The sequence below is a fragment of the Pseudoalteromonas sp. genome, assembly GCF_041629635.1.
Lineage (GTDB): Bacteria > Pseudomonadota > Gammaproteobacteria > Enterobacterales > Alteromonadaceae > Pseudoalteromonas.
In genome coordinates this window covers 1-13775 of record NZ_JBFKMX010000100.1, presented here as the reverse complement: position 1 = coordinate 13775, position 13775 = coordinate 1, and the positions used below count along the sequence as shown (strand labels likewise).

11 protein-coding genes and 3 pseudogenes are annotated in these 13775 nt (G+C 37.7%); 8 read left to right on the top strand and 6 right to left on the bottom strand.

Annotated features, from left to right (window positions below):
- Nucleotides 1–581 precede the first annotated feature (581 nt).
- Entirely contained in the window at nt 582–791 is a 210-nt protein-coding gene (locus tag ABYD77_RS13595) for a cold-shock protein (protein ID WP_040134885.1), read from the top strand.
- A gap of 126 nt (nt 792–917) precedes the next feature.
- Nucleotides 918–1328, top strand: coding sequence for a hypothetical protein (locus ABYD77_RS13590; RefSeq protein ID WP_372770667.1), 411 nt, complete (start codon nt 918–920; stop codon nt 1326–1328).
- A 171-nt stretch (nt 1329–1499) separates the two neighbouring features.
- Here ABYD77_RS13590 and ABYD77_RS13585 read toward each other — a convergent pair whose 3' ends face one another.
- Nucleotides 1500–1913 (bottom strand): GNAT family N-acetyltransferase, encoded by a 414-nt coding sequence (locus ABYD77_RS13585; protein ID WP_372770666.1) that lies wholly within the window; start codon nt 1911–1913, stop codon nt 1500–1502.
- Nucleotides 1914–2124: 211 nt separating this feature from the next.
- Here ABYD77_RS13585 and ABYD77_RS13580 point away from each other — a divergent pair.
- The 3 genes and pseudogenes from ABYD77_RS13580 to ABYD77_RS13570 all read left to right on the top strand — a co-directional run.
- Nucleotides 2125–2336, top strand: a pseudogene (locus ABYD77_RS13580) (hypothetical protein); the annotation flags it as partial.
- A gap of 265 nt (nt 2337–2601) precedes the next feature.
- A pseudogene (locus ABYD77_RS13575) lies at nt 2602–2745 on the top strand (DNA-binding response regulator); the annotation flags it as partial.
- Nucleotides 2746–3180: 435 nt separating this feature from the next.
- Complete coding sequence (locus ABYD77_RS13570) at nt 3181–4062, top strand: NAD-dependent epimerase/dehydratase family protein (RefSeq protein WP_372770665.1); 882 nt, start codon at nt 3181–3183, stop codon at nt 4060–4062.
- 135 nt (nt 4063–4197) lie between these two features.
- Here the strand turns inward: ABYD77_RS13570 and ABYD77_RS13565 are convergent, their stop codons facing one another.
- Nucleotides 4198–4398: a hypothetical protein gene (locus tag ABYD77_RS13565; RefSeq protein WP_372770668.1), complete on the bottom strand. Its 201-nt coding sequence runs from the start codon at nt 4396–4398 to the stop codon at nt 4198–4200.
- A 723-nt stretch (nt 4399–5121) separates the two neighbouring features.
- On the opposite strand from ABYD77_RS13565, the gene ABYD77_RS13560 reads away from it, so the two are divergent.
- Together ABYD77_RS13560 and ABYD77_RS13555 are read left to right on the top strand one after the other, a co-directional pair.
- Nucleotides 5122–6567, top strand: coding sequence for a glutamate-cysteine ligase family protein (locus ABYD77_RS13560; RefSeq protein WP_372770664.1), 1446 nt, complete (start codon nt 5122–5124; stop codon nt 6565–6567).
- 8 nt (nt 6568–6575) lie between these two features.
- Nucleotides 6576–7583: a succinylglutamate desuccinylase/aspartoacylase family protein gene (locus tag ABYD77_RS13555; RefSeq protein ID WP_372770663.1), complete on the top strand. Its 1008-nt coding sequence runs from the start codon at nt 6576–6578 to the stop codon at nt 7581–7583.
- 1206 nt (nt 7584–8789) lie between these two features.
- On the opposite strand, the gene ABYD77_RS13550 is transcribed toward ABYD77_RS13555, so the two are convergent.
- Together ABYD77_RS13550 and ABYD77_RS13545 are read right to left on the bottom strand one after the other, a co-directional pair.
- Nucleotides 8790–10520, bottom strand: a complete 1731-nt coding sequence (locus tag ABYD77_RS13550; protein WP_372770662.1) for an ATP-binding protein — start codon at nt 10518–10520, stop codon at nt 8790–8792.
- The gene (locus ABYD77_RS13545; RefSeq protein ID WP_372770661.1) at nt 10520–11413 is read right to left on the bottom strand and encodes a DUF3369 domain-containing protein; all 894 of its coding nucleotides are present in this window, start codon (nt 11411–11413) and stop codon (nt 10520–10522) included. The genes ABYD77_RS13550 and ABYD77_RS13545 overlap by 1 nt, the downstream gene beginning before the upstream one ends.
- 379 nt (nt 11414–11792) lie before the next feature.
- Between ABYD77_RS13545 and ABYD77_RS13540 the strand changes: the two genes are divergently transcribed.
- On the top strand, nt 11793–12770 hold the full coding sequence (locus tag ABYD77_RS13540; protein WP_372770660.1) for a helix-turn-helix domain-containing protein: 978 nt from the start codon (nt 11793–11795) through the stop codon (nt 12768–12770).
- A 50-nt stretch (nt 12771–12820) separates the two neighbouring features.
- Here ABYD77_RS13540 and ABYD77_RS13535 read toward each other — a convergent pair whose 3' ends face one another.
- Entirely contained in the window at nt 12821–13465 is a 645-nt protein-coding gene (locus ABYD77_RS13535) for a glutathione S-transferase family protein (protein WP_372770659.1), read from the bottom strand.
- Between the two features lie 40 nt (nt 13466–13505).
- Nucleotides 13506–13775: pseudogene (locus ABYD77_RS13530) on the bottom strand (hypothetical protein); the annotation flags it as partial.

Here is a 13775-nt window from a genome sequence, read left to right as displayed (position 1 = left end):
TTTATTGATGCCTTTAACAATAGTTGATAAATTTCGTTTTTTCCTAAAACTAGCCTCTTTTTATTGGTCTAGCCACTTTGATACTAGAGCATCAGAAGATAAATTTATTTACGACAGAGAGACTAATTAATTACCACTTGTTAGTTTAGATTTGCGAGAACTGAATCATTATTGCTGAAGAGGGAAATACTTTTCACAAATAAATAAACCCACTTCTATTAATTGTGATTACGAATGCCAAAATTTTAATTAAAAAAACTAAAATTATCATTTTTGTTCAAGTAATTACGAATTTATGTGGGTTATCACTTCATTTAAATTCGCACAACCCAGCTGAACAATAAACAGACAAGTGCTGGACAAAAACTTCCTTCTTTTGTCATCAAATTATCATTGACTTTAACTAACATGCCAGTTACCTTGAGTTAGTAGCTAATAAGTTGAGTTACAGTATTATTTCTTCATTTCGCCGAATATGTTGTACGACGTCCTGTAGTCACTAACACTTTGCTTTATTTTGACGCTATTCACGCTCATTGCGAGCAATTGTTACACCCCTATTTATATACTGGATTTATATCATGTCAGAAAAAGTAAACGGCACTGTTAAGTGGTTCAATGAATCAAAAGGTTTTGGCTTTATCGAGCAATCATCAGGACCAGACGTATTTGTACATTTTAGTGCTATTACTGGTGACGGCTTCCGTACCCTAACTGAAGGTCAGAAAGTTGAGTTCACTGTAACGACAGGTCAAAAAGGACCTCAAGCTGAAAACCTAGTGGTTTTATAAGCAAATATTCCGGAGGCAAGTACCTAACTTGCCTCAGCTCTATCCTCTCTATCTAATAGCAATTGCTAACTACATATACCCTTTAAAATCAGTTACAATTAACATTATTTATGTTTTAGTTTATTTATGAAACTCAACGCTTCTCATCGTCATGGCGAATGTAAAATCGACTTAATCAGTGATCGTATTATTTCTGCTGCTTTCATTGGTAGTTTCAATGGTCAATCCGTACAGAAATACGCCTCGGAAATTAAACGTTTAGTCAATACCTTTCAAAGCCAACCATTCGCAATGATTATAAACAATCTTGAAGTGGAAGGTGGTACACCCGAAGCATACCAAGAGCTTGAAAACTACAACCTATGGTTAAATCTGCAAGCAATTGTTGCAAAAGCCTTTATTATTGATAACAACGTCACCAAGCAAATCTTACTCGCGCGTACCCCCGCACTTAAACAGCAAAATATCGCTTTTTTTGAAAACCCAGCAGACGCAACAATTTGGCTAAAGCAACAACTCACCACCTCGCCCAACTAAACCTCACTGTTTATATTATTATTGATTTATCCTTCCTAACCATAGTGCACTTTAATAGTGCCGATCAGTATTTTCTACCTTATAAAGTAAAACTAACAATTTGAATTAATTTGCTTTTATGGTAAATGAGCATAACTATATGCAATATCCAAAATCTATGAACTCCAGCAGTTATAACTCTTTAACCATAAAGTATTTGCAACCGTCTTTTGGGTAACCTTCTTGTACCCACTGAGTGATATAGCCGTGTTTTTTATAGAAAGGCATCGCTTGAAAATTTAACGTATCTAGCAAACATTTTTTACAGCCTCGCTTTCTCGCCTCAGTTTCAATCTTATTAAGCAATTGCGTACCGACTTGTTGACCTCGTAACTCCTCCGACACCCATAAAATATCGAGCAACAGCCAATCACCAAACGTGCGAGCAGAAGCCCCAGCAATTACCTCACCCGAATCACTTTTTAATTGCGCAGCCAAAGGTAATCTTTCTTGCACTTCCCAATTCGCCCAGTTGAACTCTCTAATTTTGTCAGTAAGGTAATCCGTCAGCTCTTGCTCAGGGTTATCTAGTATTTCAATATCCAATTTCAACTCCAGTTCATGTCACCACAACACAATAAATCACAATACTTAGCTTTAAAATCACACATTAATTCGCCTATTGTAGTACTTCTTTAGGTGTGATTATTATCAATGTCATAATCACAATTATGACATCTCGATTTAGATAACTGAAATTTATAAAAAGGGGAGGTACTCAGCTCCTTTTAATTTTGCAGATGACCTATGCTAAATAATGTTGATAATTTTCAAACTTAATTTGGAGAGTGTATTGAAATCAAATAGCAGACCTACTCAACGAGATTATTCCATCGCTTTTAAATTAGCCGTTTTTGAACAAGTCGAATAAGGCGATTTCACTTACAAGCAAGCCAGCAGCATTATGGTATCCAAGCTAGTAGTACAGTACAGGTTTGGCTAATCAAACATGGTAAATTAGATTGGTCTCAAGCGTGAATTAACAGATTTATTTAAAAAAATATTATAAAGGATGAAGAGTATGGCGCTGGTTTGCGAAAAAAGTACATATTCGAACTATCATAAATGCAAAATCAAACAATGAAATAAAATTTGCTCCGTTATGTCGCGCTTACGACATAACACCGCAAGGTTATAATCAAGCCATAGCTAGAATGGCAGCTCGGGTAGAACAACTAAAACCTGTCAAAGAGTTAGTGATGTACTGACAACAATTTATGCCTCGCATAGGAGGAAAGAAACTACTGTAAAACTACATGTATCCATCATTTTACGTAAACTTGGCCTAAACAGGCGCACCCAAGCCGGCATTTTATTTAATCAATTAAGTCAAGTAGATACCAAATCCACAGAAGGGTTTGCTTGTTTTTTGGCTTGAATAAAGCTGAAATGAACCTTAAAAACAATCCTCAAGGTCACAATTGAACACTGAAAGTGCGTTGAAGCTCTTTTTATATCGTGTTGATTTTTTGCGGTCTAAGTTCTGTTCAAATTCAAACCGCTTTGATCGCGGCGTCGCTTTGTATGCTTTGTGGGGTAAGTCAAAAAGTGACAACAAAGAGCATAACGGTTTAGGTTGCCCCTACTGGCAGCGCTTGTTTAGCATTTATACTGTGTTATCGCTCATTTATGTAGAATCACGACAATCGCGCTACCTTGTCTAAATACTAAACAAACTGCTGCAGAAAGATACAGCAAAGTTCAACACGCTCTAGTATAAATTTGAATGGCTTACTCAGTGACAATTATAATCAGCATACCTAATAATACTTCGATGGCTGCAACGCATTTCAAATAGTAAAAGGCACAAAGAATGAAAATATTGGTAACAGGCTCTGCCGGAAGAGTTGGGCGTGCTATTTATATCAAATTGATGAAAGATCATGATGTAGTTGGCTTGGATAAAACCCCTTGCTCAACGGTAGACTTTGTCGGTGATATTGGTGATGGCGAGTTAATTTCTAAAGCCCTTGAAGGAGTGGATGCAGTTGTTCATACCGCAGCACTTCATGCACCACATGTTGGGTTAAGGGTTGACGAAGAATTTTTAGCGGTCAATGTAAATGCAACCGAACACCTGGCCTTAGCTGGGATCAAAGCGGGAATTAAGCACTTTGTCTTTACCAGTACAACCGCACTTTATGGTTATGCTTCATCTTCTGAAGGTAAAACGAGCTGGATAACGGAGCAAATCAAGCCCCAACCTAAGTCTATATACCACAAAAGTAAAATACTTGCTGAACACAAATTGAATGAAATTTCAAACCTTTTCACTCTTCCAGTTACAGTATTGCAAATGTCTAGATGCTTCCCCGAACCCGCAGACTTAATGGCCGTATATCGCCTTACTCGCGGTATAGATGTGCGAGATGTCGCAAATGCCCACTCATGTGCCATAGATAAACGATTAAGCGGTTTTAATCGTTTTATTATTTCTGGTTTTACACCATTTAACCTCAATGACTGCGAAAGCCTTTATAATAATGCAAGTGCAGTAATCAAGGAAAAGTGCCCTGAAATAGCGATAGCGTTTGAGCAAAGAGGCTGGCCTTTGCCAGCAAGTTTAGACCGTGTTTATGACTCCTCAGCGGCACAAGCCAAATTAGGTTGGCTACCTAAGCATAGCTTCGCTAGTGTTCTGGATATGTTAGATAACGAAATAGCAGAAGTGTTACCCATTTTAAAACGAAGATAGGCAGTAATGAGCGCAGGCTGTGTAAAAACTGATTTTGAGTATATTTTGTTAGCTGTGTTTTTCGTTAGAAACCATCGAAGATGGTTTCTAACGGTTTTTCTCGGCATAGCCGTTTTATTTAGGCGAGCGAAGTTGCTATTGCAACGCAAGTCTAATCGCTTTGCTTAAGCCGCTAGCTCCAATAATCGTTAACATTCTTCTAAAATTATATGCCAGCACAAGCAGGCTGATTTCGGTACTGACATTTTTAAACCTACGAGTAAGGAGATGCATAGTTCCCATCCAGAGTTTTATAGTGCCAAATAGGTGCTCTACTGTTTGTTTTCTATGAAGTATTAATTCGTGGTTATTTTCCAGCTTTTCAATTGTTTGCTCTGTTAACTCTTCAAATACCCACCCTCGTATTCACCTAGGATGCCTTTTAGATTTTTGCGCTTGCTTCTAACGGGACAATCTCGATAAGCAATGCAGTTAAAATAAACATCAAGGTATTTTCCACTTTCAAATACCTGCATTCGATTTTGCAACTCATTACCTGCGGGACAGACATAGATATCTTTTTCTGCATCATATTTAAATAAAAAACGATTAAATATGTTTTTGCTCTAAAGAAGAAGTATCCTTCTTTGGCATGACAGGCTCTGCACCTAATTCAATTGTGGACTTTATCTCAAGTTGGCTAAAGTACTCTTTGTCAGCGAGTACCCGTACATCTTTTTTTATGAAATGCGTCTTATGCAAGTTTAGTCATTTGTTTGAGTTGACCTCGGTTTGGTACATTGGTACATCATGTGCCACTACACTATGAGATGATGCTTGATATCCATTGCGCTTTGCACGTTATAACTCACAACCCGAGTAAACCCTTGTTTATCATTAATCGTGAGTCTGGAACGGTTCATTAATCTTGTATCTCATAAGTTTTTGAAAAAAAGACAAGTTAGGAAAATTGCTACTTAAGAGTTGAAGGAAAGTACTCAAGTTAAAATAAGTAAATGATAGAGGAAAAATATTAAGCCCCTGCTACCTTTAAAGTAATGTATTTAAAGGGATCATATTTTGGGACAGAATATTCAACGGACGCATTTTACCGACCACGATTTCTGTAGTTTTAATAATAAACTTGCAGTGCAACTGGCAGAGCTGCGAAACTTAATTGATCACGGTCTCGCTAACGAAGGCGAGCCGTCAATTGGCGCGGAACTTGAAATGTATTTGGTAGATGAAAACCTTTCTCCTTTACCTATCAATCAACAAGTAATTTCAGATATCGCAAACTCGCAACTTCAAGAAGAACTTAATAAATATAATTTAGAGTTTAATTTAAGCCCCGTAAATGCCAGTGGCAATCCATTTGGTCAAATGGCAAAAGAGCTTGACGATATGCTGAAGCGACTGCAAAAACACTTAAAAGCCTATCACGGCAATGTAATTCCCATAGGTATTTTACCAACGCTAACACCTCATCATCTCGACCAGCAATATATGACCGAACTGCCACGTTATTTTGTACTTGCAAGGCAATTGTCTAGCTTAAAAGGTGATGACTTTGAGATAGATATTCACGGTAGTGACGAACTAAAAATGCAATGCCCACAAGTGACATTAGAAGGAGCAAACACCTCGTTCCAAGTTCATTTAAAGGTACCGAGTGCGAATTTTAAAAGCATGTTTAATGCCGCACAACTTGTAACACCCATAGTTACAGCAGTTGCGGCCAATTCGCCTCTACTTTTTGGGAAAAAGCTCTGGCATGAAACCCGAGTTGCCTTGTTTAAGCAATCAATTGATGCCCGCGCAGCTACCGAACTCAATTGGCATCAGCCTGCACGAGTTAATTTCGGTCATGGTTGGGTGCGAAATGATGCATGGGAGTTGTTTGCTGAAAATGTTAGGTTGTTTAAGCCAATCATTCCTTTGTGTAGCGCAAGCCCATTTGCAGAATTATGCTTACATCATGGCACCATTTGGAACTGGAATAGAGCAGTCTTTCAACCAGGAGAAAGCGCACATTTTCGCATCGAATTTCGTAGCTTGCCGGCAGGTCCCACCATCCAAGATATGATGGCAAACGCCGCCTTCATGATTGGCTTAACACAGTATTATTCTCATACCATTGATAACTTGATCACCTGCATGCCATTTCGTTATGCGGATTACAATTTTTACCGTGCAGCACAACATGGCTTAAATGCTAAATTAGTTTGGCCTGAACTAGAGCAAACTGAGTTAATAGAAATGAATGTTATAGATATTGCATTAAGTTTATTGGACAAAGCGAAGCAAGGTCTTAACGAGTTGAAAGTTAATAATAACGAAACTGAAATGTTATTAGCGATTATCGAAGCAAGATTAGTTCAAAGACAAAATGGAGCAATATGGCAACTGAAGAAATATCAAGAGTTATTAAAACACCTATCTCAAGATCAAGCATTAAGTGCGATGTTAGAGTGTTATTGTCAACACTCAGGACAAAATCAACCTGTTGCTAACTGGCCAGTATAGGTGATTTCATGACAGCTATTAACCTTTCACATGTGTTTGATAATCATAAAGTTGATAACCATATTACAGTTCATGAATTCTTACGTTCACTCTCGGGACCGACAGTCTTTCATTTTAAAGGTCGAAAAACAGGTAAAACACGCATCATCACCACCCTATTACACGGTAACGAACCCTCTGGGATAAAAGCGTTATTTCAGTTGTTTAAGCAGGGCTTTAAACCCATGTTTAATACTCAAATTATCGTGGCTTCTGTGACGGCAGCGAAGACAGAGCCTGAGTTTAGCCACCGTATGTTACCGGGAAAACGCGATCTCAATCGCTGTTTTTCTCCTCCTTATCACGATGTCCAAGGTAAGCTTGCCGAATCTATTAAAGATTACATAACCTCGCTTGGCCCCGAATTTGTGCTAGATATTCACAATACCAGCGGGAGCGGTCCTGCTTTCGCAGTGGTAACGGAAACCTCAGAACAACATCTAGCTATTGCATCTTATTTTTGCTATCGACAAATACTTACAGATATATCGCTCGGTTCATTAATGGAGTGTGATTTTAATTGCCCTGTTATCACCATTGAAGGAGGTGGATGCCAAGATGAAGAAGCTGACTTAACAGTTTATCAAGGCTTAGTTAACTTACTGAGTTCTGAGAACATTGAACAACAACATTCTATGCAAACCCTTAAACACCCAAGGCGTTTTGAATTAAAGCAAGGCGTTAACTTAGTGTATGGTGATTCGCCTAATCCGTATGCAGATATAACAATTTTGCCCAATATCGAAAAATACAACTTTGGTGTCACTCAGGCTGGCACACTTTTGGGTTACATGAAATCAGATAGTTTTGAGCAAGTTATGCTGGACGATGGCTCAAATATAAGTACTTTTTTTAGTATCAAACAACAGAGATTAACAACTAAAAAAAGCTTAAATATGTTTATGATCACCACGCGTCCCGATATCGCGAAAAATGATTGTTTATTTTACTTTGTTGTAGCAGAAGGTAGTCTTTGATATTTAAATTGCCGGTGCTTTTTAGCATTTGTCTTCGTAAGATTTTTAAAAGTAATATTTGATTTTTCTCAATTACATCAAACTGCATGAGCGACCGTCTAAAAAGCGTTGTAAACTCTTTTAATTTCTTTGTGAGACGTCTGTCCAAGTGCCAACGAAATCTGCAAAAGCAACTTTTCAGTCACACTGAGTATCGCTAAAGTGATGATAATTAGCAGTTTAAAGTCACTCTTAAAATTTGGCTTTGGCATCTTTACTCATATTGTTCTTGGCTGAAGTATGGAAATTTTACACCTCTATCGCACCACCATAGGTACCAAATTATCTAGTATTCAAAGTGCCTGCTTTCTCAGCAAGTGGGTAGCACGATTTAAACATTTATCACTGTAAAAAATGTACGATAAAAACCTTGCATATACCTACTTGAACTCTGTTACGCCAACCACTAACCATTTGTTACTTTTCAAATAGAGGTAACGCCTAGAGTGTGTTTTATTCGTTAGATCAACCTTGAACCTCCAGACCAATGCCGATAAAAATATAACGCGGTAAAAGCTCTTCAAATGATTTTTTTGTGACTTTTTTAAAATCACTTCCTGCATAATTAGAGTATTTACGATGTATACTAAGCTCAAATATTTATCGGTTTGTCTTTTAGTCCATTGCGCTTTTTACTCAGGCTATCAAAAATGAGTAGGTCTTCACGATACTCAGCAACACAAATACCAACAAACCCTACTTGGTGTTCGATTAAATGTTTACTGGAAATTTATATAGTTAGATTGGTGGAGAATCTTATTCAAACTTATCCAAAATATCGCTTAGAACTAAAAAACAAACCTCAACCTGCTAAAGAACCTGCACTTTTGAGGAATACTGCATACTAAAACCGAAATGATACTGGGTAAAACGGGTGTCTCATTGCCTAGCTACAAAACTGACATATCCGAAGGCTTTTTCAAATAACAGGGGTTTAATTTTTTACTCCCTGCACACTATCAGAAAACCAACGCAATTTATGATCGTGATTTGCAATGTGAACGGAATTGATCTTTGTAGTTGGCAAAGCCTAATGCTGAAATGATTGTTTACCCTGCTGATTTTTTGTGCTTAAAAGCAGCTAAAAATAGCAAAATAAGCACAACCGCAATAAACATGCGCATTTACTGTTGGCTTGCTTTAGGTAAACAACATCTCTACATCAGTTTATTTCAATTGCGATAAAAAACGTGTGGTATATTCGGTTAAAATATTTTCCCACGCATTGGCGGTTATAGAATCAAATGCATTATCATATTCCGCAAGTGTTTCAATGTAACAATCTTTCCAAAGAGTAAGCAGTTTTATATCAATACCCATTTTTTTGTGCTTATCAATCACCATTTGAGTCTCTTTGTGATTGAAAAAGACATCAAATTGCCCGAGGTTTTCAATCATTAGATTAACTGACTGTAAGATCATGGACTGCTGATGAGCCATATCAACACTCGCAAATAACTGGGCAATTACCGCATCGCAATTAACCAGCTTTTCATGGAACCTAGTGTAGAACTGGTAATGGTCAGCTGTCGCACGTTTAAAACTCTCTTGTAAAAGGTTTTTATCGACATTTGTTGAATCAAAGTGAATACTCACTTTGGTACCTTTAAACTGCCTGCTTTCAATATGCAATTGCCCATTTAATGAGCCTGTAACCAAATTATGCACAATACTCATACCCAGTCCCATACCACCTGAAGTGCGATCGGTTGTAAAAAACGGATCAAGTATATGCTCTTTGGTATCTTCATCCATACCAATGCCATTATCAACAACTTCTAACGTGTAGTTGAATGGATTACCAGCTAGCTTGATAGTAATCTTTTTTTCAGCCACATCAAATGCGCTGGGAAAAGCATGCTTAATTGCGTTTGATACCAGATTGGTAACTACCTGCGCCAAACGTGAAGGGAACGAAGTGACTATTAAGTCCTCTTTAGGTAACTCAAGGTATAACCTTATGCCAGCATTTTTAAGCATTGGCTTTAAGCTGGTAGAAATAGAATTGACCCATTCAACTAGATTTACTTCACTCTTTGGATCTGAGTGAAAGTCAGTGGCCATTTGTTTAAAATTGACCACTAACTCACTCGCGCGATTTAAATTAAACTCAACACCTTCACTGGCTTCTTGTGCATCATCAATAAACTCTTCTAAGTCATGTTTACTTAACGTACCTTGGTTCAATTTAGCTGCTAAAGCATGAATCCCAGATAACACTGTGGAATTTCCAAGCATAGCCACACCCAAAGGCGTATTTACTTCATGCGCAACCCCGGCCACTAAGCGCCCTAACGATGCTAGCTTTTCTTGTTCAATCAGTTGTTTTTGCGAATTTTTTAGACGTATAAGTGCTGTTTCTAACTCATAGGTGCGATAAGCCACTTTTTGCTCAAGCGATTGATTAAGCTCAAACAGTGCTTTTTCTTTTTCTGCACGTTCAATTTCAGCAGAAATACGCCCAGCAAACAGTTCAAAAAGTGATGCTACGTCTTGCGCATTTTTTATCGGTTTATTGTAAAGCGCCACCACAATCCCAAAAACAGCTCCCATTGAGTCATGCAATGGTGAGCCAATGTAACCATCGATGCCCATATCAACCAAAAGTTGGTCTTTAGGATACAAACTACATATTTTACTTGGAAAAATACAAGTAGAATCATCTGATACATCGGCACAAGGCGTATGTTCGAGTGAATATTCAAAGTTATCTGCAAATTCATCGCCTGCAACTAATGACATAGTTTTCGATACATTTCGCTCAATATCTAACTTAGCAATAAAAGTAAATTGTGAACCAATAGAGCGATGCAATTGCATTGTTATGGTATCTAAAAAATCTTTTCCGTAAGTCGACTTTAGCGAGGTAATAATTTTATCAATGTTAAAGTTGAGCATTATTCAACTCCTTTAACTTTATTAACTAAAGCACATACGTGCTCAGTAAAAATTTCGACCAATTCAATTGCATTTCTATCAAGCTCGGTATCAACCTCCAATACAACTACTGCTTCAGTATCATCATACTGGTAATAAATCCCCGCAAAGTTACCTTGATAAACAATATCTTTAGCTGATGTCACAGCGTCAATAAACGCTGGCATGTCAATTATTGATGAGCTTGCAGCTTGCGCATTAATAAGCGTAGTGTTGGTACTTTTAATGTTGATCACTGATGCCTTACGTTTATTAATCACAAGCTCTGCTTCATAAGCATCAAGGACATCAGTTAAATAAGTTAGTAAATTTACGGAAAATGATTCGATATCATTAAAGCGGTCAACTTTTAGTACTGAGTTAAGTAGGGCTTTAAGCGCATTTTTGTAGCTGCCCAAACGGGCAATATCACGGTAGGAGCGAAGTGCAACATAAAATAAATGATGAAGGCTATCTATGGTAATCTCTGTTTTTGCTTTATAGCCATCAATATCATAGTTTTTAACAACTTCTCTCTCAGGCGCGAACCCTGCTTGACCCGTTCTTAAAACAATCCGCGTATCAGAATTACCCAACTCCTTTCGAATAAAATTAACCAGCTTTAATCCCGCATCGTCTGTTTCCATTACGACATCAAGTAAAATAACAGCTATATCATGATGCTCTCTAAGCAATATTTTTGCTTCAGCACCACTGTATACGCTCAGAAAATCAAGTTTACGGCCCATAAATTCAAATGACTTCATTGCCAATTTAGTAGCTTTATGTACCTCTAGGTCGTCATCAACAATAACCACTTTCCATGGTTTGCGAATATTAGTGATTTGTTCGGATTCTTCCGCGAGCCAATCCATTATTAATCCAGAAAAAATGATTTAGATGTAAAACTTATCAGTTTATATATTATAGCAAAAGAATTTACATTAAAACTGATGGGAAAATTAGAATCAACAGCATCAAATGATTGATTTTAAATCACTTCGTGGGTTTTGAATAACAAAATCAAATAATATCACAGTAATACATAAGACTAATTAAGCTGCAAATTTTTTCTCACCAGCGTTAAAATAAATAGCAATAGACTTAGCACACTTAGAGTATCATGAGACTTCTATTTCCTTTTATAAAAGGACAAATGCAACTGCCAGTTGACAAGATTCCACGCCAGCTTGCTAGTGTGCAACCACCGTTATTACTAATCTGAAGGCAAGTTCACAAACAGAGTAAAATAAAATGATCCTATCAGAGAAAATTATAAAATGCCGAAAGCAACTAGGCTGGTCACAAGAAGAATTAGCCGAAAAAATGGGTGTTTCACGCCAGTCGGTTTCCAAATGGGAAAGCACCAACAGCATTCCTGATTTAAATAAAATAATTAAATTGACCGAGCTATTTAATGTCTCAACTGACTTCTTATTAAAAGATGAAATTGAAGCGGTAGAGCATTTAACAGAGCAAGACAACAACGAGGTTAATCAAGTAAGTCTTGAGCAAGCTTTGGACTATATCAAGGCGAAAAAAGAGCAAGCGATACTCACAGCAAAAGGCGTTGCATTTTTTGTTTGCTCAGCCGTACCATTATTTTTCTTATTAGCATTATCAAACACCGTAAGTGTTGCATTAGATAAAAAAGTGGCAACGGTGATGGGCATAATTTCTATATTTTTAATGGTTGCAGCAGGTGTAAGGCTGGTAATTCAAACTAATGGATTTAAGCGCAACCTTACATTCATAGAAAAGAATAAGTTTGAGCTAATGTACGGTGTACACAGTGCAATTAGCGAAAAACTCGATGCGTTTACACCCAGCTACAACAATAAAGTATCGCTCGCGGTTACCTTGTTTATTTGTAGCACTGTCCCTTTACTGCTTGTTGTGATGTTGATTGGTCGCGCTGATCTCACCTTACTAATGCTCGCGGTATTATTATTTTTAGTCACGCTGGGCCTTTGGATAATTATCCCAACATCAAGCGAGTTCGAAGCATATAAGCATATTTTGAACGAGGGCGATAAAAACCGAGAACTTACTCAAAACGAACGCAATGCGATCAAACTAGCGCCCTTTTACTGGCCAATGGTACTCGCTATTTTCTTGGCGTGGAGTTTATGGACAATGAACTGGGGCGTTACTTGGATTATTTGGCCTGTAGCTGGTGTTCTCTTTGCGGCCTTGGTGGGGTTAATGGGGCTTTTAACAAAAGAAGAATAGCCACAGTGATAAGTCGCTTAGTTTTGTAATACTGAGCGACTTTATGGAATTCACAGCGATTGGTAATCAGCCAAACTTAAGTTTTCCTTTTCACACACGGTTTGTATAGCCGGATGCTTTGCAAGCTGTTTTAAATAACGTGATAAATGAGTAAAAGCGAGCGGTGGCTTTTTAAATTCATCAGCCCACACACACAACATAAACAAGAAAAAATCACAGGCCGTCACACTTTGCCCAACCAAGTAATCTCTATTTGTTAACTCTTTATCAAGTAGCGCGAGCATTTCAGTAATGCGTGCTTCTTGCGCCTGAATAATCTGTGTTGTGTGCTGAAGCTCCAGCGTGTGTTTTTCAGGGTAAAAATACACCATAAGTTCAGCTTGAACTGTATTGGTTAAGTACATTATCCACTGGAAAAATACCGGGCGATTACTATCACCTAATGGCGGGATAAGATTCGCATCTGGGTGGTTTTCAGCTAAATGAATACAAATGGCAGGACTTTCAAAAATCACATTGCCGTTATCAATTAAGGTAGGAATGCGCCCTGCAGGATTAAGTGCCAAATATTCAGTTGATTTTTGCTGGTTATTTTTCCTATCAACTTTAATTAACTGATACTCAACCGCTAACGCTTCCAACATAAAGTGTGGCGCCATACTGGCATTAAGCGGATAATAATATAACTGATACAAAGTACATTCCTTTTTGTAATTATTTCAATCAAATAAAAAGCTATAAATTTGCCCACTGCTGTTTTAGGCCAATAAGGTGAAGTAAACCGATTGTTAGGCAAATTGCTGAGCTCCAGAACCAAAATTCAGGGCTTCGCCCCATCGAATAGTTGATCAAGAAAAAACCGGAAATTCCACGCAACAAATAAATAAAAGTGATGATTGTTAGTGCTAAACGCATTAATGGTAACTTTATAATCGCGCCAGCTGCAGAAAATACATAAGTTGACCACGCTGTAAGAATAATAAAGATAACGCTGGTGACGATTGT

What these genes read in the sequence shown, in the direction of transcription:
- ABYD77_RS13555 (WP_372770663.1), top strand. Translation starts at nt 6,576, where the DNA reads ATGACAGCTATTAACCTTTCACATGTGTTTGATAATCATAAAGTTGAT.
- ABYD77_RS13590 (WP_372770667.1), top strand. Translation starts at nt 918, where the DNA reads ATGAAACTCAACGCTTCTCATCGTCATGGCGAATGTAAAATCGACTTA.
- ABYD77_RS13540 (WP_372770660.1), top strand. Translation starts at nt 11,793, where the DNA reads ATGATCCTATCAGAGAAAATTATAAAATGCCGAAAGCAACTAGGCTGG.
- ABYD77_RS13550 (WP_372770662.1), bottom strand. Translation starts at nt 10,520, where the DNA reads ATGCTCAACTTTAACATTGATAAAATTATTACCTCGCTAAAGTCGACT.
- ABYD77_RS13545 (WP_372770661.1), bottom strand. Translation starts at nt 11,413, where the DNA reads ATGGATTGGCTCGCGGAAGAATCCGAACAAATCACTAATATTCGCAAA.
- ABYD77_RS13595 (WP_040134885.1), top strand. Translation starts at nt 582, where the DNA reads ATGTCAGAAAAAGTAAACGGCACTGTTAAGTGGTTCAATGAATCAAAA.
- ABYD77_RS13570 (WP_372770665.1), top strand. Translation starts at nt 3,181, where the DNA reads ATGAAAATATTGGTAACAGGCTCTGCCGGAAGAGTTGGGCGTGCTATT.